General features: G+C 48.6%; 23 protein-coding genes and 3 riboswitches. Of the genes, 3 read left to right on the forward strand and 20 right to left on the reverse strand.

The genetic code is table 11. From position 1 onward, the window contains the following. Window positions 1-9: 9 nt before the first annotated feature. Window positions 10-1755, reverse strand: a complete 1746-nt coding sequence (locus VKA52_RS15695) for an adenine deaminase C-terminal domain-containing protein (protein ID WP_326316359.1) — start codon at window positions 1753-1755, stop codon at window positions 10-12. A 73-nt stretch (window positions 1756-1828) separates the two neighbouring features. Here VKA52_RS15695 and VKA52_RS15700 point away from each other — a divergent pair, with 73 nt between their 5' ends. Continuing rightward, window positions 1829-2083 carry a YgaP family membrane protein gene (locus VKA52_RS15700; protein WP_160913920.1) on the forward strand — a complete coding sequence of 85 codons (255 nt, stop codon included), beginning with the start codon at window positions 1829-1831 and terminating at the stop codon, window positions 2081-2083. A 186-nt stretch (window positions 2084-2269) separates the two neighbouring features. Continuing rightward, window positions 2270-2386: an EYxxD motif small membrane protein gene (locus VKA52_RS15705; RefSeq protein WP_326316360.1), complete on the forward strand. Its 117-nt coding sequence runs from the start codon at window positions 2270-2272 to the stop codon at window positions 2384-2386. On the opposite strand, the gene purD is transcribed toward VKA52_RS15705, so the two are convergent. The 14 genes from purD to VKA52_RS15775 all read right to left on the reverse strand — a co-directional run bounded on the left by purD (window position 2348) and on the right by VKA52_RS15775 (window position 16075). Further along, window positions 2348-3631, reverse strand: a complete 1284-nt coding sequence (gene purD, locus VKA52_RS15710) for a phosphoribosylamine--glycine ligase (protein ID WP_326316361.1) — start codon at window positions 3629-3631, stop codon at window positions 2348-2350. The two genes, VKA52_RS15705 and purD, sit on opposite strands and share 39 nt — an antisense overlap. An 18-nt stretch (window positions 3632-3649) precedes the next feature. Beyond that, entirely contained in the window at window positions 3650-5182 is a 1533-nt protein-coding gene (gene purH, locus VKA52_RS15715) for a bifunctional phosphoribosylaminoimidazolecarboxamide formyltransferase/IMP cyclohydrolase (protein WP_326316362.1), read from the reverse strand. Beyond that, the gene (gene purN / locus VKA52_RS15720; RefSeq protein WP_326316363.1) at window positions 5179-5757 is read right to left on the reverse strand and encodes a phosphoribosylglycinamide formyltransferase; all 579 of its coding nucleotides are present in this window, start codon (window positions 5755-5757) and stop codon (window positions 5179-5181) included. Before purN ends, purH begins: the two co-directional genes overlap by 4 nt. Next, the gene (gene purM / locus VKA52_RS15725) at window positions 5754-6758 is read right to left on the reverse strand and encodes a phosphoribosylformylglycinamidine cyclo-ligase (RefSeq protein WP_326316364.1); all 1005 of its coding nucleotides are present in this window, start codon (window positions 6756-6758) and stop codon (window positions 5754-5756) included. The genes purN and purM overlap by 4 nt, the downstream gene beginning before the upstream one ends. A 12-nt stretch (window positions 6759-6770) precedes the next feature. Continuing rightward, a complete protein-coding gene (purF, locus tag VKA52_RS15730; protein WP_326316365.1) occupies window positions 6771-8183 on the reverse strand; it encodes an amidophosphoribosyltransferase in 1413 nt (470 codons plus the stop codon). Then, window positions 8159-10384 carry a phosphoribosylformylglycinamidine synthase subunit PurL gene (gene purL, locus VKA52_RS15735; protein WP_326316366.1) on the reverse strand — a complete coding sequence of 742 codons (2226 nt, stop codon included), beginning with the start codon at window positions 10382-10384 and terminating at the stop codon, window positions 8159-8161. Before purL ends, purF begins: the two co-directional genes overlap by 25 nt. Beyond that, window positions 10368-11051 carry a phosphoribosylformylglycinamidine synthase subunit PurQ gene (gene purQ, locus VKA52_RS15740; protein WP_326316367.1) on the reverse strand — a complete coding sequence of 228 codons (684 nt, stop codon included), beginning with the start codon at window positions 11049-11051 and terminating at the stop codon, window positions 10368-10370. Before purQ ends, purL begins: the two co-directional genes overlap by 17 nt. Before the next feature lies 1 nt (window position 11052). After that, window positions 11053-11298, reverse strand: a complete 246-nt coding sequence (purS, locus tag VKA52_RS15745; RefSeq protein ID WP_089651512.1) for a phosphoribosylformylglycinamidine synthase subunit PurS — start codon at window positions 11296-11298, stop codon at window positions 11053-11055. After that, window positions 11286-12008: a phosphoribosylaminoimidazolesuccinocarboxamide synthase gene (gene purC / locus VKA52_RS15750; protein ID WP_326316368.1), complete on the reverse strand. Its 723-nt coding sequence runs from the start codon at window positions 12006-12008 to the stop codon at window positions 11286-11288. The genes purS and purC overlap by 13 nt, the downstream gene beginning before the upstream one ends. Before the next feature lie 127 nt (window positions 12009-12135). Continuing rightward, window positions 12136-13428 (reverse strand): adenylosuccinate lyase, encoded by a 1293-nt coding sequence (gene purB, locus VKA52_RS15755; RefSeq protein WP_206947019.1) that lies wholly within the window; start codon window positions 13426-13428, stop codon window positions 12136-12138. Between the two features lie 10 nt (window positions 13429-13438). After that, complete coding sequence (purK, locus tag VKA52_RS15760; RefSeq protein ID WP_326316369.1) at window positions 13439-14566, reverse strand: 5-(carboxyamino)imidazole ribonucleotide synthase; 1128 nt, start codon at window positions 14564-14566, stop codon at window positions 13439-13441. After that, the gene (gene purE, locus VKA52_RS15765; RefSeq protein WP_326316370.1) at window positions 14556-15047 is read right to left on the reverse strand and encodes a 5-(carboxyamino)imidazole ribonucleotide mutase; all 492 of its coding nucleotides are present in this window, start codon (window positions 15045-15047) and stop codon (window positions 14556-14558) included. Before purE ends, purK begins: the two co-directional genes overlap by 11 nt. 107 nt (window positions 15048-15154) lie before the next feature. Then, a riboswitch (purine riboswitch) is annotated at window positions 15155-15255 on the reverse strand. A gap of 81 nt (window positions 15256-15336) precedes the next feature. Continuing rightward, entirely contained in the window at window positions 15337-15537 is a 201-nt protein-coding gene (locus VKA52_RS15770; protein WP_326316371.1) for an NETI motif-containing protein, read from the reverse strand. Next, window positions 15506-16075 carry a DUF2179 domain-containing protein gene (locus tag VKA52_RS15775; protein ID WP_146815706.1) on the reverse strand — a complete coding sequence of 190 codons (570 nt, stop codon included), beginning with the start codon at window positions 16073-16075 and terminating at the stop codon, window positions 15506-15508. The genes VKA52_RS15770 and VKA52_RS15775 overlap by 32 nt, the downstream gene beginning before the upstream one ends. Before the next feature lie 143 nt (window positions 16076-16218). Between VKA52_RS15775 and VKA52_RS15780 the strand changes: the two genes are divergently transcribed. Further along, entirely contained in the window at window positions 16219-16644 is a 426-nt protein-coding gene (locus tag VKA52_RS15780) for an Hsp20/alpha crystallin family protein (RefSeq protein ID WP_160913893.1), read from the forward strand. Between the two features lie 314 nt (window positions 16645-16958). Here the strand turns inward: VKA52_RS15780 and VKA52_RS15785 are convergent, their stop codons facing one another. From VKA52_RS15785 to VKA52_RS15805, 5 genes are all read right to left on the reverse strand, one after another. Then, complete coding sequence (locus VKA52_RS15785; protein WP_326316372.1) at window positions 16959-18293, reverse strand: NCS2 family permease; 1335 nt, start codon at window positions 18291-18293, stop codon at window positions 16959-16961. Window positions 18294-18619: 326 nt separating this feature from the next. After that, window positions 18620-18722: riboswitch (purine riboswitch) on the reverse strand. A gap of 79 nt (window positions 18723-18801) precedes the next feature. Further along, window positions 18802-20340 (reverse strand): glutamine-hydrolyzing GMP synthase, encoded by a 1539-nt coding sequence (gene guaA, locus VKA52_RS15790; RefSeq protein WP_326316373.1) that lies wholly within the window; start codon window positions 20338-20340, stop codon window positions 18802-18804. Window positions 20341-20450: 110 nt separating this feature from the next. Beyond that, a riboswitch (purine riboswitch) is annotated at window positions 20451-20552 on the reverse strand. Window positions 20553-20586: 34 nt separating this feature from the next. Next, window positions 20587-22782, reverse strand: coding sequence for a transglutaminase TgpA family protein (locus tag VKA52_RS15795; protein ID WP_326316374.1), 2196 nt, complete (start codon window positions 22780-22782; stop codon window positions 20587-20589). Further along, the gene (locus VKA52_RS15800; protein WP_326316375.1) at window positions 22782-24047 is read right to left on the reverse strand and encodes a DUF58 domain-containing protein; all 1266 of its coding nucleotides are present in this window, start codon (window positions 24045-24047) and stop codon (window positions 22782-22784) included. The genes VKA52_RS15795 and VKA52_RS15800 overlap by 1 nt, the downstream gene beginning before the upstream one ends. Next, window positions 24044-25009 (reverse strand): AAA family ATPase, encoded by a 966-nt coding sequence (locus VKA52_RS15805; RefSeq protein ID WP_326316376.1) that lies wholly within the window; start codon window positions 25007-25009, stop codon window positions 24044-24046. Before VKA52_RS15805 ends, VKA52_RS15800 begins: the two co-directional genes overlap by 4 nt. Window positions 25010-25048 lie beyond the last annotated feature (39 nt).

Below are 25048 nucleotides of genomic sequence, written 5' to 3' on the forward strand. Positions count from 1 at the left end.
TCTTTTATTTTAACGCATTATTGAAGGAAAGAGTACCTCTTTCTTTTTCACATCCATGATTCCAAGCGGTGTAATCCGGATGAACGGCAGGTGCATGGACGATAAAAAGAGGAGCGTGTAGACGGGATCATTGAACGTAAACCCATGCTGCAGCAGGCAATCTTTTAATTTCGCTTCTTCCTCTATAAGCTCTTTCATCGGCAAATCGGCCATTACGCCGCCAAGGGCCAACGGAAGTTCATAAAGGACTTCACCCTCATTCACCAGCACAATCCCGCCACCGATTTCCTTCATGCGTTGAAAGGCCTTCTTCATATCTTTACGTGATTTCCCCGTCAATATGATATCGCCTGTATTGCTGTAAGAGCTGACAAGGCCGCCTAAGGTCTGTGTGAACCCTTTCAGCAGCGTATTGACCATCCATTCCCCTTCCCGGTCCATCATCATGAGGTAAGATTCTTTATTGTCTTCACTCAGCCGGTCGGTGGAAACGTCGGTGTCGATGGCATATGGTTTCATGATGACATCATTCACCATCTCAAGACCGATCGGCATGGAAAACTGCATATCCGCATCGGTCACTTCCCAATTGAGGTCAAGCGGCTTCACACCATTTTTCTCCCACTGGATCGGTGTTTCTTTTTTTAAAACTTCACCATCACGCTTTGTCCACTCACCTTTAGCGATGACGGAGTGGGGCATCGGATCTTTTGGATGTGATAAAAAGTTCAGGTGAGCGACGCGCCCGGCGTTCAAGCTCCCCACACGATTTTCTATCCCGAAGTGACGGGCCGCATAATACGTAGCCATCATATATGCATCGATTTCCGGGACGCCTGCATCCAATGCGATCTGGATACATGGATTGATCAGTCCTTCACGATAAAAGCCAGGCGTCGATCCATCTGTCGTGTACATCATATGGTCGAAGTGGTTGTGACCTTGATCCACTAACCCTTGTAAAATATCCGGAAGATCCGGACGGATGGAAGAATAGCGCAAACCTGTATGATAACCGATTTCCAAGCGCTTCAATACATCGTCAGCGGTCATCGATTCGTGTTCTGAATCCATACCGAGCAAACGCATTTTCACAAGCGTTTGTTCAGATGCACCCGGCAGGTGAGCTTCCAATGGCTTTCTTGAGCGTTTGGTCTCCTGCATAAAATGCAGAATCTGCTCGTCTCCATGGTGAAGAACATCCGGCCAGGCGGTCAGCTCCCCGCCCTGAATTACGGCATCATGAGTAATCCAGTCCGGAATCTGCGAATCGAAAGTGTGACGATCTTCGTCACGCAGCACCGACTGCGGGTCAAAACGGGCCCACCAGTACATCGTAGCCGGCAAATCAATGATTTCCTCCAATAAAGAAAACGCTTTCTCTTTTTCCGTTAAAAAAAGCCACATCAAGTTATCGTTGACGAGCGTTGTCGTCCCTGTCTCTGCCGCATATTCTGCAAAGCTCTGGGGATTATATAACTGAAATGGGTGGGCATGCGGTTCAACGTAGCCAGGCACAATATAACTGTCTGTGCCATCTATGATTTCCGTGCCTTCTGTATAGGAAGGAAGCTCTTGGCCGGTATAGATGATGCGATCATCATACAACCAAATATGGCCATGCATCCATTTCTTTAAGTAAACATTCAAGTATGTTGTATTTTTGATTAATTTCGTCGGCGCCGTTTTCCCATCAATGATGGCTGCATGTTCACGCAGCTGACGGTTCCGCCAACGGAAACGTGTTTCGTTCATGGAGCGTACCTCCCTGAGATCATTATGTTCTATGGTAACACAGGAACTTCCATTCTGGTAAGGAGGAAGCACAATGAAACCGAATATCGGAATCATCAACAGTATGGTCCGCATCACCGCAGGTCTTAGTATGCTGACCTATTTGACCATCCGTGGTTCACGCAGAGAGTGTGATTCTTCTCATCCGCTTCTGATTATGTTGTCTGCATTGAAAGTTGCGGAAGGAATTGTACGTTTTTGCCCTTTGACCGCCGTCTATGAAGAAATGTCTACAGAAAAAGACGGCATCGAGCAAAGCTGGCAGCAGAATATTCCGCAGGACCAATAAACGCGGAGGTGTCCGGCATGTTTCTGCCGATGATTTTCTTGTTCCGTCGATATATTAAAAATTGGGCCGATAAAAATAAAGTTTAGCTGATATATCTATATTTTAATTGATATAACCAGATTTTAATTGATATATCACCATCACCAACAAAAGAAGAGCGGGCGGCCCCGCTCTTTCTTCAAAAGGATGAAACGTATGGATTTTATGGAATACTTCACAGATGTCGGTTTCGTCATTGTCACAATCATCGGATCGATTGCCGCTTTATTCTATGTCGGCATGAGAAGCCGCAGAAGAGACTGATGATCGTCCGATATCCCTTCGATAGAAAAAGTCGCTCTGATCCTCAAACGGCTGTAGCGATTGATACGTACGGTCCAGCGCTTGCGCCAAGTCTTCTCCTTTACTTCCAACTAGAAGGACGCGCCCGCCGCTGGATACATAGTTCCCGTCTTCCCAAGCGGTGCCTGCATGGACGACAAAGCCATCTTCCCCTGCTTTCAACTCAGGTAACGGACGTCCTTTTTCATATGCCCCCGGATAGCCTTCAGAAGCGATGACAACCCCTGCACAGTAACCCTCCAACCACATCAGGTCAGGATTTTTCCCGTCCAGCACATCGATCATCACTTGTACAAGATCATTTTTCAGTAAAGGCAGGACAACCTGCGTTTCCGGATCACCGAAGCGCGCATTGAACTCAATCACTTTTGGACCTGTAAGAGTTTCGATCAGGCCTGCGTACAGGATACCGGTAAACGATCGGCCTTCCTCCACCATCGCTGCCGCTACTGGTTTTACGATTTCCTCGACGGCAAACGCGTACGACCAATTATTCAATCCCTTTACAGGAGCAAAAGCACCCATCCCGCCTGTATTTGGACCCTGATCTCCATCATAGGCCCGCTTATGATCTTTCGCAGGGAGCATCGGATAGACCTCCGCACCATTCACAAACGCCATCAGGGAGAACTCATCCCCTGCCAAAAATTCCTCTACGACGATTTCCCGGCTCGCATCACCGAACTGGCCGTTTTCAAGCATATCTTCCACTGCTGTCAGCGCTTCGTCCACAGTTTCAGCTACGACCACACCTTTTCCAGCTGCCAGTCCATCCGCCTTCACCACAATCGGTGCGCCTTTTTCTTTAATGAAGGCTTGAGCGGCTTCTACTTCTGAAAAAGCAGCGTACCCAGCAGTCGGAATCTCGTATTTGTGCATCAGCTGTTTGGCAAAATGTTTGCTTCCTTCGATAAGTGCAGCCGCTTTGGTCGGACCGAATACCCGTAGGTCCGCTTCCTGAAAAGCGTCCACCAAACCATCAAGCAAAGGGTTTTCCGGCCCTACTACGGTCAGTTCTACATGGTTCTCGCGTGCAAAAGCAACCAGCCCTCCGAAATCCTGCTCACTCGTATCGATGCATTCAGCAACCGTACTCATCCCTGCATTTCCAGGGGCAGCGAAAATGCGCTCGACCTGATCACTTTCTGCCAACTTCTGCACAAGGCTGTGCTCACGGCCTCCTCGACCGACGACCAATACGTTCATTAGACTCCACCCTCTCCATTAATGTTTGAAGTGACGCATTCTAGTAAAGACCATCGCGATGCCATGTTTGTTGCAGGCATCAATGGAATCCTGATCACGTTTGGAACCGCCTGGCTGGATGATCGCAGTCACGCCTGCTTCCGCTGCGGCCTCCACAGTATCCGGCATTGGGAAGAAGGCATCGGACGCCATGATGCTGCCTTCCGCGTTCTCACCTGCCTGTTCGAAGGCGATTTTCGCTGCACCGACGCGGTTCATCTGGCCGGCGCCGACACCAAGTGTACGGTCCCCTTTCGCTACGATGATCGCGTTCGATTTCACGTGCTTAACGACCTTCCAGCCAAGCTTCAAATCTTCAAGCTCCTGCTCAGACGGCTCACGTTCTGTCGCCACTTCAAGCTCCACATCATCCAGAGACCCTTCATCGGCATCCTGTACGAGCAGCCCGCCGTTGACGGTTACGAGTTTATGAGCCGGTTGATCCGCTTTTTTCATATCCACTTTCAGCAAGCGAAGGTTTTTCTTTGCAGTCAGGATATCTAATGCTTCTTGACTGAAGGACGGAGCGATGATGATCTCAAGGAAAATTTCTTTCAATTTCGCCGCTGTGTCAGCATCCACTTCCCTGTTCAAGGCAACGATGCCACCGAAAATAGAAACAGGGTCGCCTTCATACGCTTTTACATACGCGTCATACAAGTTCTCGCCAACTCCGACTCCACACGGATTCATGTGCTTGACCGCGACCGCTGCCGGCTTATGGAACTCGAGCACGACTTCAAGAGCCGCATTGGCATCCTGGATGTTGTTGTAGGAAAGTTCTTTCCCATTCAGCTGTTCCGCTTCGGCGAGAGACGTTCCTGCGAAATTCGCTTTCTTATAAAAGGCAGCGTTCTGGTGCGGGTTTTCACCATAGCGTAACGATTGCACTTTTTCATAAGTCACAGAATACGTCTCAGGAAATGGTTCTTCAGTTAAACCGGAAAAATATTCGGCAATCATCGCATCATAATTGGCGGTATGACGAAAGACTTTCGCTGCCAGCTTACGTCGGGTCTCATAAGAAAGCGCGTCGTTCTTGAGACCTTCCACGACCTCATCGTAATCAGAAGGATCCACAACGACCGCCACGTCTTCAAAACTCTTCGCAGCGGAACGCAGCATCGTCGGGCCACCGATATCGATGTTCTCAATCGCATCTCTTTCTGTGACGCCTTCTTTCGCAATCGTTTCCTTGAACGGGTACAAGTTGACGGCGACAAGATCGATGGTCTCGATGTTCAGTTCTTCAAGCTGCTTCATATGTTCTTCATTGGAGCGCTTAGCAAGTAGTCCACCATGGACCGAAGGATGAAGTGTCTTCACACGTCCGTCCATGATTTCCGGAAATTCAGTCACCTCGGAAATGGATTGCACCGGGACTCCTGCTTCCTCAATGGCTCGTTTCGTGCCACCTGTAGAGATAAGTTCGAAATCGAGTTCATGTAGTTTTTTTGCAAAATCAGTCAATCCTTGTTTGTTGGATACGCTCAGTAGGGCACGTTTCTTCATTGAGATTCCTCCTTGATGAATAATGATTGAATCACTTGTGGGTAGAGACGGTGTTCGACCGCCTGGATTTTGTCTTTCACATCGTCCGCTGTGTCAGTCTCATCGATATCGATGGCTTCCTGAGCGATGATCGGTCCTGTATCCATGCCGTCATCGACAAAATGGACCGTCACGCCGGTCACTTTCACTTTCTTCTCCAGCGCCTGACCGATGGCATCTTTCCCAGGGAATGCAGGCAGCAGGGACGGGTGGATGTTGACGATGCGGCGTTCATAAGGCTTCAATAACGTAGGTCCGATGAGTCTCATATATCCGGCGAGCACGATGAATTCAATCCCCCGCTGCCGGCAGTCCTCCAGCACGGCCTGTTCATAAGCCGCCTTGTCTGAAAAACTTTTCGCCCGGTAAACGACGGTATCGATTTCATGCTTCTGTGCCTTTTCGATGACAGGGGCACCGATGCGGTCACAGACGAGCAGCGCGATGTTCGCTTCAAGCTCACCGGATTCCACTTTGCTGACGATGGCATCGAAATTCGATCCGGTGCCGGAGGCGAAGACAGCGATGTTGATCATATGCCCTGCACTCCTTCCTCGTCCGTCACTTTTCCGATGACGACTGCATCATCACACGCTCCGAACGCGGCGTTCACATCAGAAGGATCAAGCACGACGACCATCCCGATTCCCATGTTGAACACTCCGAACATTTCCTCATCGCTGATCGACCCTTTTTCCTGCAAAAAGCGGAACACCTCTGGGACCTGCCAGCTGTCGGTATCGATTTCGCAGCCAAGCCCTTCCGGAAGTGTGCGTGGAAGGTTTTCGTAAAAACCGCCTCCCGTAATGTGTGCGATTCCTTTAATGGCGGTGTTTTTCTTCAACGATTGAATCTCAGGAACATAAATCCTCGTCGGCGTCAGCAAGGATTCCCCCAGTGTTCGGGTCCAGCCCGCCGGTACCATATCCAGATCCAGGTCTGCGATGAGTTTCCTGACGAGAGAAAATCCGTTCGAATGGACACCAGAGGAAGGAAGACCGACTAAGACGTCTCCTTCTTTGATTTCATCACCTGTGATGATCTGTTTCTTTTCTGCCATCCCAACGACAAAACCGGCGAGGTCATATTCCTCTTCTTCATACATCCCTGGCATCTCTGCCGTTTCGCCACCGACTAGCGCAGCCCCGGACTGTTCACATCCATCCGAAATCCCTTTGACGATCTGCTCGATCCGGGCAGGTTCATTTTTTCCACAGGCGATGTAATCCAGAAACAGAAGCGGATCTGCGCCTTGGGCGACGATATCGTTGACACACATCGCAACGACGTCCACACCGATCGTATCATGCTGATCCATCTCGAACGCCAGCTTCAGCTTCGTTCCGACTCCATCTGTTCCTGTCACAAGAACAGGTTGTTGATAGCTCATGCCGCTCAGGTCAAACAATCCAGCGAATGAACCGAGTCCACCCATCACTTCCGGCCGCATCGTGCGGGCCACATGTTTTTTCATCCGCTCGACCGCTTCGTAACCAGCTTCGACATCAACGCCCGCCTGTTTATACGATTGACTCATCTCGCTTCCCTCCTATGCTTTTTCATATGGATGCATCGTGTTCGGATAAATTTCTGTCGGATAATTACCTGTAAAACACGCCATGCAACCGCCGTGTTTCAACGACTCTTCTCCTTGATAAATGCTGTCGTTCAAGCCCTGGACCGATAAAAAAGCAAGGCTGTCCGCGCCGATCTGCTCTTCAATTTCCTCGACGGAATTGTTCGCAGCAATCAGCTCTCCGCTGTTGGATGTATCGATGCCGTAATAACAAGGATTTTGAATCGGAGGAGACGCAATCCGCACATGAACTTCCTTCGCTCCCGCTTCCTTCAGCATCTTCACAATCCGGCGGCTCGTCGTACCCCTCACAATCGAATCATCGACCATGACGACTTTTTTGCCTTCGACAATACCCCGGACAGCGGAAAGTTTCATTTTCACCCCTTGTTCACGGAGCTCCTGCGACGGCTGAATGAACGTACGGCCGACATAGCGATTTTTGATTAAACCAAGCTCATAAGGAATTCCGGAAGCTTCCGCATAACCGATGGCTGCCGAAATACTTGAATCAGGTACACCTGTTACGACGTCCGCATCAATCGGTGCTTCTTCTGCCAGCGATTTGCCCATCCGTTTGCGGGAAGCGTGGACATTCTTTCCATCAAGGTTGCTGTCCGGTCTTGAAAAGTAGACATATTCCATGGAACAGAGCGTGCGTTGGATCGGTGCAGAGAACCGTTTGGATTCTATGCCCTCATCCGATATGATCAAGAGTTCACCGGGGTCGATTTCCCGGTCATACTCAGCCCCTACTACATCAAAAGCACACGTTTCTGAAGAGACGACCCACGATTCTCCAAGATGGCCAAGACTGAGCGGACGCAATCCACGCGGGTCATTGGCGACAAACATACGGTCCTCCGTCATGACAAGAAACGCATACGCGCCTTTGATCATCGAAAGAGCTTCCATAATTGCCTGCTCAAGAGGCAGATGGCGCGCGCGTTTGATTAAGTGGGCGACCACTTCGGTATCCGACGTCGTCTGCAAAATGCTCCCCTGCGCCTCCAGCTGATTTTTCAACGCCTGAGCGTTCACAAGGTTTCCATTATGAGCAAGGGCCAAGCCGCCTGTCTGAGAACGGAAGTGGAGCGGCTGAATATTCTCATAGCCGCCATCCCCTGCCGTTGCATAGCGCACGTGGCCGATTGACGCATGACCACTCAAATCTTCGAGCTGGTTTTCAGAGAAAACTTCATTGATGAGACCGTGTCCTTTGGCAAGCTTCAGCTGTTCACCGTCCGTTGTGACGATTCCAGCTCCCTCCTGACCGCGGTGCTGGAGGGCATGTAAGCCGTAATACGTCAGCTGGGCCGAATCTTGATGCCCCCAAACGCCGAAAATGCCGCACTCTTCATTTAACCCTTTGATTTCACCAAGCATCCGATCGCTCCTTTCCACGCTTCTTTCAACACTGATGTCTTTTCTTCCAGAACGACGTCTTCCTGCTTGATTCTGTACACCCCGTTTTCCGTCACGGTTCCAATCAGACGAGCGTCTGTGACACTCTGCTCAAACGCTCCCTTATCTTCCGGCGCGATGGTAACGATAAAGCGTGACTGCGACTCTGCAAACAACGCTGTGACCGGTTCACCACTGAGAGTCACTTCACAACCGAATTCGTTTTCAAACAGCTTTTCTGCAAGAGCAACGGACAAACCACCTTCGGATACGTCATGGGCAGAGGCGACAAGTCCTGCACGTATCGCGGTTAGCAGTTGCTTTTGACGATTGTACTCTGTTTTCAAATCAAGCGCAGGAGCTTTGCCGAAATGTTTCCCTTCAAGCATCCCCTGCAGTTCACTACCACCGAATTCTGCGTGCGTCTCTCCAATCACATAAATCAAATCCCCGGCGTTCTGAGCATGAGAACGCGTGATATGGGCGACATCATCAATCAAGCCGACCATACCGACGATCGGTGTCGGGTAAATCGCCTGGCCTCCGAATGATTCGTTATACAGGCTGACATTCCCACCGATGACAGGGGTTTCAAGATCACGACAGGCCTCACTCATTCCGTCGACGCTTTTTTCCATCTGCCAGAAGATTTCCGGGTTTTCCGGTGATCCGAAATTGAGACCGTCTGTAATTCCCAGTGGACGTCCACCCGAGCAGATGATGTTTCTTGCTGCTTCGGCGACAGCGATTTTCCCACCGATTTCAGGATCTACATAGAGGTAGCGGGAGTTGCAGTCGGTCGTCATGGCGAGCGCTTTGTTCGTACCACGTACACGAAGCACAGCCGCATCGGATCCTGGAGTGACGACGGTATTCGTCTGGACCATCGAATCGTACTGATCGTACACCCATTCTTTACTGGCGATTGTCGGCTGTTTCAATAGATTCACCAATGTTTCCCGGTAGTCTGTGACTTCAGGTTTATAGTCTTCCATTCTTTGAAACTCTTCATAGTAAGCAGGAACGCGGGACGGCTGATGGTAAACCGGTGCATCCTCAGCAAGAGAATCGACTGGAACATCCGCTACGACTCCCCCGTGATGCTCGAGGCGGAAGCGCTTCGTATCCGTCACTTCACCGACCGCTACCGCTTCCAGGTTATACTTCTGGAAAACTTTCGCAATCTCATCTTCACGTCCTTTTTCTACGACGAGAAGCATGCGTTCCTGAGATTCAGAGAGCATCATTTCATAGGCCGTCATATGTTCTTCACGCTGCGGGATGTGATCGAGGTTCATCGTCATCCCCGTGCCTGCTTTACTTGCCATTTCGCTTGCTGATGAAGTGAGACCCGCTGCCCCCATATCCTGAATACCGACAAGAGCATCGTGCTGAATGACATCAAGACAAGCTTCGATGAGCAGTTTTTCCATGAACGGATCACCAACCTGTACGGATGGACGCTTTTCTTCGGACTCTTCCGACAACTCTTCCGATGCGAAGGTAGCGCCGTGTATGCCATCGCGGCCAGTCTTGGCTCCGACGTACATGACAGTGTTCCCGATTCCTGCGGCAATCCCTTTTTGAATATCTTTATGATCGATCAATCCGACACACATCGCATTGACGAGCGGATTCCCATTGTACGCATCATCAAACTGAACTTCTCCACCGACCGTCGGGACGCCGACACAGTTGCCGTAACCGGCGATGCCGCGGACGACTTCTTCAAAAAGATACTTCACTCGCGGCTGCTGCAATGAACCGAATCTGAGTGAATTCAGAAGCGCAATCGGACGGGCACCCATCGAGAAGACGTCACGCAGGATTCCGCCGACGCCTGTCGCTGCCCCTTGATACGGTTCAACCGCGGACGGGTGGTTGTGGCTTTCGATTTTGAAAACGACGGCCTGATCATCTCCGATATCGATGATTCCCGCACCTTCTCCGGGACCTTGGAGCACGTGTGCACCTTCGGTCGGAAACTTTTTCAAAAGTGGTTTGGAGTTTTTATAGCTGCAATGTTCTGACCACATGACCGAAAACAAGCCGGTCTCTGTGTAGTTTGGACGACGGCCGAGAATCGAGCAGATCGAGGCATACTCGTCATCCTTCAGCCCCATCTCTCTATAGACATGCTGTGCTTCGATTTGTTCTGGACTGATCTCAAGCATTGATGGCATGGTGTTCCCTCCAGTGTGTCAAAATCGATTCAAATAGACGAAGACCGTCATCATGACCAAGAAGCGCTTCGACCGCCCGCTCCGGGTGTGGCATCATGCCGAGCACATTTCCTTGTTCATTCGTAATACCGGCAATATCTCCGACGGACCCGTTTGGGTTCTGGTCATACGTAAAGACGATCTGCTTGTTGTTTTGGAGCTTCTGAAGCGTTTCTTCGTCACAAAAATAATTGCCGTCTCCGTGCGCAATCGGGATTTGGATTTTTTCTTTTTGCTCATATTGACGGGTGAACATCGTGTCGGCATTTTCAACCGTCAGGGTTTCAAAATGGCACATGAATTTAAGCTTTTCATTCGGAAGCATCGCACCCGGCAGAAGACCCATTTCGAGGAGAATCTGGAATCCGTTGCAGACACCAAGGACTGGTTTTCCTGCCTCAGCCGCTTCCCTGATTTGTGCGATGACATCAGACGTCGAGGCAATGGCACCAGAACGCAAGTAGTCGCCATAAGAGAAGCCGCCCGGCAGTAGAATCCCGTCATAGTTTGCTAGATTCGCTTCCTTATACCAGACAAGATCCGCTTCTGCTCCAAGCTGATCCTTCACAGCAAAGTACATATCACGGTCACAATTCGATCCTGGAAAAACGATGACAGCGAATTTCACGTTAACCTGCCTCCTCAATCGTGTAGCTGTAATTTTCGATGACCGGGTTGGCAAGAAGCTGGTCACACATGCGGTCGATTTCCGCTTCAAGGTTGTCACTGTCTTCAACCATCACTTCCATGTATTTTCCGACGCGGACGTCCTGGACGTTGTTGTACTCCAGCGATTGTAGGGAATTGTGGACGGCTTTCCCCTGTGGATCAAGGACACCTTCTTTTAATGTGATGTGGATCTTTACTTTGCGCATATGTTCTCCTCCAGTCGATGTAAAATTTTTGTATACGTATCGATCAAGTCACCGGTACTTTCCCGGAAGACGTCTTTATCCATTTTCTCGCCTGTTTCCTGGTCCCAGAGCCTGCACGTATCCGGAGAAATTTCATCCGAAAGGACGATGGTGCCGTCGTGGAGGCGGCCGAATTCCAATTTGAAATCAACAAGTGTCAGTCCTGCCGAGCGGAAAAGCTTTTGTAATTCGATGTTGATATCCAAGGCCTGTTGTTTAATAAACGTGAGTTCTTGTTCCGTGATGTCCGTCAGGTGATAGGCATGGACATCATTGATGAGCGGGTCATTCAATTCATCTTTCTTGTAAAACAATTCAATGATCGGTGGAGTGAAGCTCGTTTTTTCTTCTATACCGAGCCGGCGTGTAATGCTGCCAGCCGCCTGGTTGCGGACAACGACTTCAAGAGGAATGATGTTCGTTCGTCTGACCAGTTGTTCGGTGTCGTTCAAAGCTTCGATAAAGTGGGTCGTAATGTTGTGCTGGTGTAAGTATTGGAATACTTTCGAGGTAATCAAGTTGTTGAGGCGTCCTTTGCCTGTGAACTCGTCTTTTTTCTTTCCATTAAATGCCGTAGCGTCATCTTTATAAGATAAAACGAGCTGATCCGACTCATCCGTCGTATGATAGACCCGTTTCGCTTTCCCTTCGTACAATAAAGAACCCTTCATACAATAACACCTCGCTAAGGAATTGGGATTTTTTGTATGACCTGGTACACCAGTTTCTGGCGTACCAGGTCATACAGTATTTTCCATCATCTAACCTTCATCTCACGGTGATCTTTCCGCTTTCGTCTTATAGTCCGATGCGGTCGAAGATGCGGTCGACTTGTTTCAGGTGGTGCTTGTAGTCGAAGCAGGCATCCAGCTGTTCTTTGGACAGGGTGGATGTAATCTTGTCGTCTGCTTCAATCAGTTCACGGAACGGGATGCCCCGCTCCCATGCTTCCATGGCTTTCGGCTGGACAAGGTCGTACGCTTCTTCTCGAACCAGACCTTCATCAATGAGCGTGAGCAATACGCGCTGGGAGAAGATCAGTCCGTATGTTTTCTCCATGTTTTCCTGCATCCGTTCAGGAAAGACCGTCAAGTTCTTCACGATGTTACCGAAACGGTTCAACATGTAATTCAAAGCGATCGTTGCATCAGGCAGGATAATGCGCTCTGCGGAAGAGTGAGAGATGTCACGTTCATGCCAAAGCGGTACATTTTCAAAGGCCGTCAGCATGTTCCCGCGCAGGACTCGTGCCATTCCGGTCATATTTTCAGAACCGATGGGATTCCGTTTATGCGGCATCGCCGAAGATCCCTTTTGACCCTTCGCAAAGAATTCTTCCACTTCTCTCGTTTCCGTTTTTTGCAATCCACGGATTTCCACAGCAATTTTCTCAATGGAAGTGGCAACCAAAGCAAGCGTGGATACATAATGAGCGTGACGGTCGCGCTGCAGCGTCTGCGTCGATACAGGTGCTGGCTTCAGGCCAAGTTTTTCACACACGTACTCTTCAACAAACGGATCAATGTTGGCATAGGTCCCAACCGCTCCGGAAAGCTTTCCGAACTGGATGTGGTCCATGGCAAGATCCAAACGCTCCAGATTCCGCTTCATCTCTTCATAATAAAGCGCAAGCTTCAAACCGAACGTCGTCGGCTCGGCATGGACCCCATGGGTACGCCCCATCATGACCGTATGTTTGTGTTCCTTCGCCTTTTCACCAAGAATCTCGATGAAGTTGACGAGGTCTCTACGAATGATTTCATTCGCCTGTTTCAATTGATAGGAAAGCGCCGTGTCCACCACGTCTGTTGAAGTCAGTCCATAGTGGACCCACTTTCTTTCTTCCCCGACCGTTTCAGAAACGGCACGCGTGAAAGCTACAACGTCGTGACGGGTTTCTGCTTCAATTTCATGAATACGATCGATGGAGAAGGAAGCACCTTCGCGCAGCTTCTTCACGTCTTCTTTCGGTATGACCCCAAGTTCACTCCACGCTTCACACGCTAAAAGTTCAACCTCAAGCCAGGCCTGGTATCTATTCTCTTCTGTCCAAATCGCACCCATTTCCGGGCGTGTATAACGTTCTATCATTGTCTTCCTCCTACCATAAATGGATCTGATTTTCTGTGATGATTTTGTCGATCTCTTCTAAAGTTTCTCCGATAAATGTAAGGTGTCCCATTTTACGGGTCTGACGAGCTTCCCCTTTTCCATAATCGTGAATATGAAAGCCGTGATAGTATTCCAGACGATCCAGCAAAATGCCTCGATGTTTGCCGAGCACATTCACCATCACCGCGGCCCCGAACGAATGGACCGGTAACAGTGGAAGGCCGCAGATCGCACGGACGTGCTGTTCGAATTGCGATACGCTGCACGCTTCAATCGTATAATGGCCGGAGTTGTGAGGACGTGGTGCCATTTCGTTGATGAAAATGTCATCACCCTTCACGAACATTTCCACAGCGAATGTACCGACCACTCCGATTCGTTCCGCCAAAACCTCGACAGCTTCACGGACGCGTTCTTCCACTTTCCCAGAAACGGTTGCCGGAACTCTTGATTCATGCAAAATGTGGTTCTTATGGATATTTTCCGCAATCGGGAACGGGATAATACGTCCATCCATCCCTCTTGTAAACACTTGAGAAATTTCCAGGTCGAATTCAAGCCACCGCTCTACAATGTAAGTGCCGCCTTCTTTCATAAAAGAACGGACATCTTCAAGTTGCGTTTCATCTTCGATTCTCTGCTGTCCCTTGCCATCATAGCCTCCGCTCACCGTCTTGATGACAGCCGGATAGCCGGTGATGGTAACCGCTTCTTCCACCTCTTCAAAAGTGTTCACAATGCGATACTCGGGAACAGACAGTCCTGCTTCCACCGCAATTTCCTTCTCTTTAGCCCTGTTCTGGGTTACTTCAAGCGCAAAAGCTCCTTGAGGCAGCTTCCCTTTTTCTTCAAAAAGCCGCGCCACATCGAGATCGACGTTTTCAAATTCATACGTGATCACGTCACTGACGGTACTCAATCGCTCTGCTGCTTCTATGTCATCATATGGAGCTACAATATGTTTTTCAGCAATCGAGGAACAAGGGCAGTCTTCTGCAGGATCAAGAACAGCGATTTTATAGCCCATATGCCTTGCCGCGACCGCCATCATGCGACCGAGCTGGCCGCCTCCTAAAATCCCGATGGTCCTTCCTGGTCTTATCACTTCAGGTTTCACGAAGGTCCCTCCTCATTCCGTCGACTTTATCTACCATCTGCCGACGATAGTCTGATAGTTTTGAAGCAACTTCCTGGTCGAAAGCCCCGATCATTTCTGCTGCCAGGAGACCCGCATTTTTCGCGCCTGCCTTGCCGATCGCAACGGTAGCGACAGGAACGCCCCCCGGCATTTGCACGATGGATAAAAGAGAATCCAGCCCTTGCAAAGCTTTCGATTCTACCGGAACGCCGATGACCGGTAGTGTGGTTTTGGAAGCGACCATCCCAGGCAAGTGAGCCGCGCCCCCTGCTCCTGCAATAATCACTTTCAACCCTTTTTCCCGGGCCGTTTCCGCGTATGTGAACATATCTTCAGGTGTACGATGTGCGGAGATGATTTCTTTTTCATAATCGATCGAAAGTTCATCCAAAACGATGCACGCTTCTTTCATTGTCTCCCAATCTGAAATGCTGCCCATAATCACGCCTACATTTGCCATCGGATCCCTCTTCTCTTTCGTAGCATTAAAAAAGCCTGCTCGACGCCCCTCAAAAAGATGAGAGGAGTCAAACAGGCACACGTGTGTCCGGTCTGAGAAAGCTTCTTCACAGCTTAAACTCCCCTCATAGTCCGGAAATTTACGGTTCCCAGGTAGAGACGTACGGGCCATATCCCCGTCATATATGAGGTCGTCTATGCAATTCTGCCTTCATCATATCAAGTTCTGTTCACAGATGTCAACGCAAATGTCGAACATTGATGAAAACTTAACAATAAATTGTTCGGTTTTATTCCTTTACTGCATGAAATACGATCGTTTTCCCTACAGGTTCCATCACTTTTTCCCCGTCACGGGTTTCTTCACGAAAAACGGGCTCTTCCGCACGACGGACCGGAGTGTAACCTTCTTTCTTCATGCGGTCGAGGCAGTGACCGATCGTTTCATTTTCACTAACTTCAAAGCGCTTCTTGCTGTTCTTTTTGGGCATCACGAATCTTTCCTCTCTTGACGGATTTCACCCAGAATCCACCATGAATCTGCTTCGGTTCATACGCCACAATAAAGGCTTTCGGATCGATGTCCCGGATCGTTTCATACAAAGACAGTTCATACTTCCGGGGCGTCAGGATCTGCATGGCCAGACGGTCGCCTTCCATTCCATACGCATACCAGCTTGTCACACCATATCCTTTTTCCCGAAGTCTGCGGGTGAATTCGATATCTGGGTCTGAAGATATCACATTAACTGTAATATACCCGAGCGCGAGCTTCTCTTCAATCTTCATCCCGACGATAACACCAAGACCATACCCGACGGCATAGGCAATGACATTTTCAATTTGGTCCAGGCGATCGAGGACAAGGCCCAGCCCGAAAATGTACGTCACGATTTCGAACATGCTGATGAACGCAGCAAAGTACCGCTGTCCCTTCAGTGTAAAAATCATCCGGAGGGTAAAGAACGAAACATAAACAATGTTGACAGCTAAAATGATCCCGATCAGCAATAATGGGTTTTCAAGCATATTAGAGAGCCTCCTAGGCCGAGGTGTGCCCAAATCGTGACATTCACCCAGACAATGTTCTTTGCATACACTATAAACCATGAGAAGAGACGTGCACAACAGATTTGTGACGCAATCTATGACATTTTTTGGAGGATGATGACATGAATCAATTCAAAGATTGGAAGACCAACCTCGACCGCTTCTTCGGGCAGGATTTCTGGGGAGACTTCGACGGTATGATGAAGCCCTCCGTTCCCGCCATCAACATGTATCAATACGACAATGAACTGCTTTGCTTCGTTAACATCCCGGGCATGAATCACCCGAAAAATGTTGACGTCCTGGTCGACCATTCAACATTGACCTTAAGTGGGAAAATTGAAATCAACAACCGTGGCGGCCATCAGATCAAAGCAGAAATCGCTGACGGTGCTTTTGAAAGAAGCATTGATCTTCCCTTCCCCGTTCGGCATGACAAAGTGGAAGCGACGTATAAGCATGGCCTGCTCGTCATTCAGCTCCACCGCTACATTTCAGATTCAACGAAACAGCGTCCGATCACCATCCGCCATTTGGAGGATGAATGATGAATAAAACCGGCAGCCGTACGAACGGCGCGCCGGTTTCTTTTTTGCCTGGATGAATCTAGCCGCTGCCAGGCTATATTAGCATCATTGAAGCTTTTATTAGCGGATTTTGCCATTATATTAGCAGGTTCATCGAATATATTAGCAACTTTCAGCCATATATTAGCGAGTTTTCCTATTATATTAGCAACTCCATCATATCGGTGACATTAGCCACTTTATCGGTGGCTTTTCACCATTTATCGGTCAGTTTCACCAGTTTATCAGTGACTTCAGCCCATTTATCAGTGAGTTTTGCTATTTTATCAGGATCTTTACGCCAGGAAGACAAAGTACAGCACAAAGATCACAAACAGGAAGTACATAATCGGGTGAATCTCTTTGCCGCGCCCCTTCAACATCATCGTAATCGGATAGAAGATGAACCCGATGGCAATACCCGTCGCAATACTGTAGGTCATCGGCATTGCAGCAATCGTGAAGAAGGCAGGGACCGCGATTTCAAACTGATCCCAATCGATATTTTTCAGCGTTGAGGCCATAAGCACACCAACGATAATCAGGGCAGGCGCTGTCACTTCTGCGGTAACCACAGATAGTAGTGGCGAGAAGAACAGAGCCAGAATGAAGAATCCAGCTGTAACTACAGATGTGAATCCTGTACGTCCACCAGCGCCGACACCAGCTGTGGACTCAATGTAAGAGGTTGTCGTGGAAGTACCGACAGCGGCACCAACGACGGTTGCTGCTGAATCCGCAAATAACGCACGGTTGGCACGTGGCAATTTATTATCTTTCATAAAACCTGCCTGCGTGGCTACCGCTACAAGCGTTCCTGCTGTGTCGAAAAAGTCGACGAATAAGAAAGTTAAAATAACGACCAGCATTTCAATCGTGAAAATTTCACCAAAATGCGTAAAGGCAGCACCAAAGGTCGGCGCAACGCTCGGAGCTGTGCTCACAATATCTCCAAGTCCTGCCGGCGGCGCAATTAAACCTGTCACGATACCTGCAATAGACGTCAGGACCATACCGTAAAAAATACCGCCTTTTAACCCCATAGCCATCAGCATGATACTTACGATGATCCCGAAGATGGAAAGAAGAGTCGGGCCTGCCGTCAAATCGCCAAGCTGAACTAATGTCGCATCACTGTTCTGGACGATTCCTGAGTTCTGAAATCCAATGAATGCGATGAACAAGCCGATTCCGGCACCGACCGCGAGCTTTAGGTTTGCTGGAATCGCATCGATAATCATCGTCCGCAGGCCTGTTACAGTTAACACAATAAAAATAAGTCCTGAAGCCAAAACGCCTGCGAGCGCCGTTTCCCAAGGAATCCCGAAACCTAAAACGACCGTGTAAGCGAAAAATGCATTCAAGCCCATACCCGGAGCAAGAGCGATCGGATATTTAGCGAATAATCCCATAATCAGTGTACCGACAGCCGCTGCAATCGCCGTTGCTGTGAATACCGCCCCTTTATCAATCCTTGTTACACCTTCCGGAAGCTGCTCAATTCCATCAAGTGCAAGAGTAGATGGGTTGACGAACAAAATGTACGCCATCGCGAGGAAGGTCGTTAAACCTGCCATAAACTCTCTGCGATACGTCGTCCCAAACTTTTCAAACTTAAAAAACTTACTCATAAACGTTTCCTCCCCTTTTCCCTCATTCTCTAGGATCAGTCACTCTCTTTATTTTTGTCCCTGACCCTTCACCTTCTTTTTTTGGTGCCTGGCACCAATCTGTCTCTCTCTGGTGCCTGGCACTAAACTGTCTCTCTCCGGTGCCTGGCACCAAACTGCCTCTCTCCGGTGCCTGGCACCAAACTGCCTCTCTCTGGTGCCTGGCACTAAACGGAAGGCACTAAGCGGAAGCACAAGAAAATAAAAAAGACACTCCTGAAAGCTCCAAGAGTGTCTACATCTATACGAAGGAAACGGACGAAAGGTACAACCTATAAAGGTCTCCCTCATCGTCTATTCACCAACGTAGTCAGACCGATTTACGGTAGTCTGGTAGAAACTCATGGGCCTTATTCCCAAAATTATACGACGGTGTTGCTTTATTCATTTGTCTCTATCTTACAAGATTCGACATCATTAGTCAACCTTAAATCCGAACATTAACTCGTAAATGTAAACTAACGTTCGATTATTCCCATTCAATCGTTGCAGGTGGCTTACTCGTCACATCGTAAACGACACGGTTGATGTGGTCGACTTCGTTAACGATTCGAGTGGAGATCTTCTCAAGGACATCCCATGGAATACGTGCCCAATCCGATGTCATTCCATCAATGGACGTAACCGCGCGAATTCCGATGGTGTAATCGTACGTACGCTCATCCCCCATGACCCCAACGGAACGGATGTCCGGAAGTACGGTGAAGTATTGCCAGATGTCACGGTCAAGTCCTGCTTTTTTAATTTCATCACGAAGGACATGGTCTGATTCGCGGACGATTTCAAGCTTCTCTTCTGTCACTTCCCCAAGAACGCGGATCGCAAGGCCCGGCCCCGGGAATGGCTGGCGCCAAACGATATGCTCAGGTACACCAAGCTCTGTTCCAAGCGCGCGCACTTCATCTTTGAACAACGTATTCAACGGTTCGATCAATTCGAACTGCATGTCTTCAGGAAGGCCGCCGACATTGTGGTGGGACTTGATCGTCTGTGCGGTCTCTGTACCACTTTCGATAATATCAGTATAAAGCGTTCCTTGTGCCAGGAAGTCGATTTCCTTCAGTTTTTCTGCTTCATCATCGAAAACATAAATGAATTCATTGCCGATGATTTTACGCTTCTTCTCAGGATCGGATACACCTGCAAGCTTGCTCATGAAACGTTCTTTGGCATCAATTTTGATGATGTTCATGTTAAAGCCGTCTCCAAGGGTACGCATGACGTCATCGGCTTCATTTTTACGAAGAAGACCGTGATCGACAAAAATACATGTGAGCTGATCGCCGATGGCACGGTGGATCAAAGCAGCGACAACAGAAGAATCCACGCCACCACTCAAGGCGCACAACACTTTACGGTCGCCGACTTTTTCACGGATTTTTTCTACTTCCATTTCCACCACATGTTCCATTGTCCAGTCATCCTTCGCTTCACAAACGTCGAAGACAAAGCTGCGCAGGATGTCATTTCCATATTCGGAATGACGGACTTCCGGGTGGAACTGAACCCCATACATGCGGGCTTCATCGTTACTGATAGCGGCTACTGGGCAGGACGGGCTCGTGGCATCGACTTGGAAACCTTCCGGTGCTTCGATGACTTTATCGCTGTGGCTCATCCAAACCGTTTGTTCTCTCGGTGTTTTAGCAAAAATCACCGGCTCTTTGGCCACATTAATGTCCGCTTTTCCATATTCACGCTCTTTCGCACGTTCGACTTTTCCACCGAAATGATGGGTCATCAATTGCATGCCATAGCAGATCCCAAGGACTGGAATACCAAGTTCAAAAATCTGTTCGTCACAACGGAAGCTTTCTTCCCCATAGACGCTATTCGGTCCACCGGAGAGGATGATCCCACTTGGGTTCATCGCTTTAATCTCTTCGATGCTCATTTTGTGAGAGTGAAGCTCACTATACACTCCGAATTCACGGATTCTTCGTGTAATCAATTGGTTATACTGGCTCCCGAAGTCCAGCACGAGAATCATGCCTTGTACTTGTTCCATCTGTTCCACTCCTTGATCTATAGACTATTATTTTTTTCATAAAAAAATGGATGGATCCTCCGCCTCAATCCACGACGACGAAGGCAGAAATCCATCCATGTACATACATGTCACGTGATTCCCACCTTCATAGTCAGGGCGTTTACGGTGCCCCGGTAGAGACTCTCGGGCCATATTCCCGAGGATATACGAAGGAAGAATGCATCTGATAATTTTCATTCATTCTATCAACCGCATGAAAAGGAATCAAGACAATGTCTTTTTGATTAAATTTTCCCATAATTCAGTGACTTTAGGCCAATGGGCACTTTGAGCTTCATTCCGGTAGATGACACGCTCATAATGATTGGTCAACCGCCTCATGTCATTCGACTGATAATGCCGATCGACCGAGAGCGCAAACTCACGCAGGGTTTGTTCAGGCTTCCGCTTGAACCCTTTATGATCAAGCACTTTTAATAAATAATGATAGGCTTTTTCGTACGTTTCTTCATCTTTGTTTTTCCGGTACTTACGAATGAGCAGCGCAGTCATCCAACGGTACCTTGTGAAGTAAAGAATGATCGCTGCCACAAGGATTGCGCTTAACAGCATCCACAGCCATGTGTAACTTTGGCCGGATGACCCTGTGGCACCTGCAGCATCCGAACTTTCTTCCTCTTCCATTTGCTGCGGGTTCCCCATTTGATCTTCCGGTGTTTCACTATCCGGAGCACCAGCTGGGTCTTCTCCTTCTTCTGTTTCTACATCTGTATAGAAGTCCGTGTTGTTCGTAAATCCTTTGGTCGGCTCAAAAGGTACCCAGCCGATCTCAGGGAAATAAACTTCTACCCAGGAGTGCGCGTTGCCACTTGTCACCTGATAGACATTTTGCACTCCATCACTAAGGTCGGTTTCACGCGTATCGATGCGTTCTCCACCGGTGAAGCCTTTCACCCAGCGGGCTGGAATCCCTTCAGAACGAAGCATGACGACCATGGATGTGGAGAAGTTATCGCAATATCCGAGTTGGGACTCAAACAAGAACTGAGCGACATAGTCTTCATTTTCACCAGGTACCGGAACATCCGTCGTCGAGTACTCAAAGCCATTGGAAGAAAAGTAAGACTCGATCGCTTTCGCACGATCATATCGATTATCTTCAGCCTCAACGATTTGACCAGCCAGGTTTCTCACTCGATTCGGCAAACCATCTGGAAGCTGAAGGTAACGATCACGGATTTCCTGGGGATCGTCATCTCCCGCTTCCCGCAGTTGATCGTACGCAAAGGAAGGATACTCATAATTGGCGATGAATTCATTCACCTTCGCCGGTGAATCCCCTTTCACGGTATCCATCTCCCCCGTGTTCTCGTGGACAAGGAGTTCATAGTCGTTCGGGAACCGGACGAGTGAGGACAGGCCGTAGGGATAGACCAACTTTTGAAAAGAAGCCTGCCGGGACATTTCAATCATGACCGTCTGCTCTTCCACTTCTACATTGTCCGTAAACAATTCGTAGCTGATGTTTTGCGGGTCCATATTGGTCACTGGCTCTTCCAGCGTATCTTCCCACCCTTTTCCTGTGTACGTATCCTTGGACTCGATGCGCCAATAACGTTCACCATCCGCCGTCGCCCGGAACACAGGGGTGTCATCTTGAATGAAAGAACCACCAAGACGGCTGTCGTCTTCTCCATAGCCGACTTTTTGGACGGTTCCGCCGCCACTTCCTCCCGGGCCAGCTCCGCCTGCAGCACTTTCTATATAAGGGACAGGGTCCGGCCACTGCGGATCAAGTTTTGGTGAGGCGTATGCAGCCGCCGAGGAAAACAAAATGATCGCAAGAAGTGGAATGGCCCACATTTTAGCTTTGTGCAGTCCTTTAAAGGAAATCGACTCTTGGTCCATCACTTTGGCAAAGCTGGATAATCCGAGCGCAACCATTCCCAGAATGAATGTTCTTACAATCGACCATTTGCCATCAAAGGCCGTAAAGGTATCGACGACTGTGACATAGATGAGTGTCAATAAGACAAAAAAGAACATCCGGCGGGCTACGACGAACCAATAATAAAGCAAATAGCTCATCAACCAGAGAAGGATCAAAAACAGCAGACTTCGAAAGAGCGGCGTCATCTGCCACCATTCCTGTGATTGAATCATCTGAATGTTGAAAAGCACCTGTTCATATAAGACAGTAAACCAGTCCCGGGAAAAAATGCGTTCCGCAATATAAAGTCCATCAATGATGAACGCAAGTCCAAGCCCTTTCAAAGGGATGGATAGATACCACGGGACTTGTAAAAAGGAGACAAAAAAGCAGAACGTCGCGTAGATGAAGAATACACGCACATCATTGGTTTCCGAGATCTGCTCCATCGGCCTCATCCATTCACAGAACAATAGAAAGCCAGTAATATAGAGAATCAGTTTATAGATGAACGATTGTCGCTCTTCCATCATGTGTTCACCTCGAATTGTTGTTTCGTCAGCTGTTCCTCATTCAATAGGTTGACAACAACGCCCTGACTTTTCATCTGCTTCACAGCTTGATGGTCCTGGAACGACATTTGTCCATGAGGACGCACATAGAAAAAGACGACACGCTTGCTTCTTTTTGCCAGTTTGCTAATGGCAACCTGGATTTCCTTATCCAAGTGATGACTCACGAGCATGAGCATCACACCACTTGGGATCAATGACTTTTCACGCTCCAGCTGTTGCGCAAAAGGAATGCGCCCGACAGGTCGGATTCTAGCCAAATGCCCCTGCATCTGCTGCTGATGTGCGTAGTCCTGATGGAAAGGAAAGTATTGACGACCGTCACCGAGGGACATGAATGAGAGTGGAGAGGAGTTTTTATGGAACTCCTTCATCAAGGAAGCCGTGAATTCCACCGCTCCTTCAAAACTCAATTCACTCATCTCCGGATGATAGACGCCATTCAGGATAAGCATCATGTCGACACTTTTTTCCTGTTCAAATTCTTTCGTCATCATTTCATTCTTCTTCGCCGTGGTTTTCCAGTCCACCCAGGCAAAGCGGTCCCCAGGCATGTATTCACGGACACCGGTGACCATGTTCGTGTTCTTTTCATTTATCTTGAAAGAAGGACTTGCTCCCTGTTCAAAACTGTACACCCGGTCTTTCATTTTCACTGGACGAACATAAGGAAAGACAAGCAGTTTGCTTTCCTTATGATAAACGTGTTCTTTTTTTACAAAGCCGAAAAAGTCACCGGTTTTGATCCTAAGTGCCTTCAGCTTATGGTCTCCACGAGGCACTTTATTCAGTTGGTACCGGTACGTAATGGTCTTGCTGAACCAAGGAAAAATAACCTTTTTCACTTTACGGGGGTTATAAAAGCGGTCCACTTTACCCATATCCTTGTATTTATCTATGTGTTCGTCCACTTTATTCAAGGATTCCGGCAAGTGTTCTTCGATGATGCAGTAATAGATGGGGAAAGGAACTTTCCTTTTTAACTTCACTTCAACATCGATGGTTTCACTCCCCATCGCCATTCGTTTAGACAGGTTCCGTTCGATCTTCCAATTATCGACCGGATAAATGAGGACGGCGGCCATGTAAAGGAGGAATGGCAGAAATGCATAAAAAAGAAACCAACTGACAAACCCGCCCTGAAACATGGCGTAGGAAAAGAGGATGACAAAAAGGATCGCTACGACAAGGCTTCTAGCGATGATTCCAAGTTTCCGCCTCATTCACTGATGTTCCTCTTCACTGGAATGGACGTGGAGGATAGCAGTCTGTCAATAATCGACTCCGCTGTCTGTCCTTCAAACCTCGCTTCTGATGTAATGATCATACGGTGAGAAAGGACAAAAGGAGCCATGAATTGAACATCATCAGGTACCACATAATCGCGGTCATGAATGAACGCATAAGCCTTGGCTGCTTTCATTAAGGCGATCGACCCACGCGGGCTGACCCCGAGATAAACGCCGTCATGTGCCCGGGTTCCTGTCACAAGGTCGATAATGTAACGGTTGACCGTACGATCGACATAGACTTCCAATACTTCTTTTTGCAATTCAACAAGCTCTTCTCTTGTCAACACAGCGGAAATATCTTCGATTGGGTGGCCGTTCGAAGTTCTTGAGAGCATCTCCATTTCCTGCTTTGCAGAAGGATAACCCATCTTCATCTTAATCAGGAAGCGGTCAAGCTGAGCTTCCGGTAATGGATAAGTCCCTTCATACTCAATCGGGTTTTGAGTCGCCATGACAAAAAACGGGTCACTGAGGGGAACGGTATTCCCATCCACCGTAATACTCGTTTCTTCCATTCCTTCCAAAAGAGCGGACTGCGTCTTCGGGGATGTCCGGTTGATTTCATCCGCCAAAACGATATTGCCAAGGATCGGCCCAGGCCTGAATTCAAACTCCAAACTCTTCGGATTATATATCGATACACCCGTCACATCAGAAGGAAGCAAATCTGGCGTGAACTGGATACGTTTAAAGTCACAATCCAGAGATTTAGCCAGCGTTTTCACAAGCATCGTTTTCCCGACACCTGGAACATCCTCCAAAAGGACGTGCCCTTTCGCAAGTAACGCGACAAGGCTCAACATCGCGGCTTCTTCCTTCCCGATCATGACCTTCCTCATATTTTTAAGTACTTCCGATATTTTCGGTTGATACAAAAATGTCTGCTGAGTCATTTGGTGTACCCCTTTCTCCCTAAGATACTATTTTTTCTG

It is taken from the genome of Halobacillus sp. HZG1 (genome assembly GCF_035818575.1).
Lineage (GTDB): Bacteria > Bacillota > Bacilli > Bacillales > Halobacillaceae > Halobacillus > Halobacillus litoralis.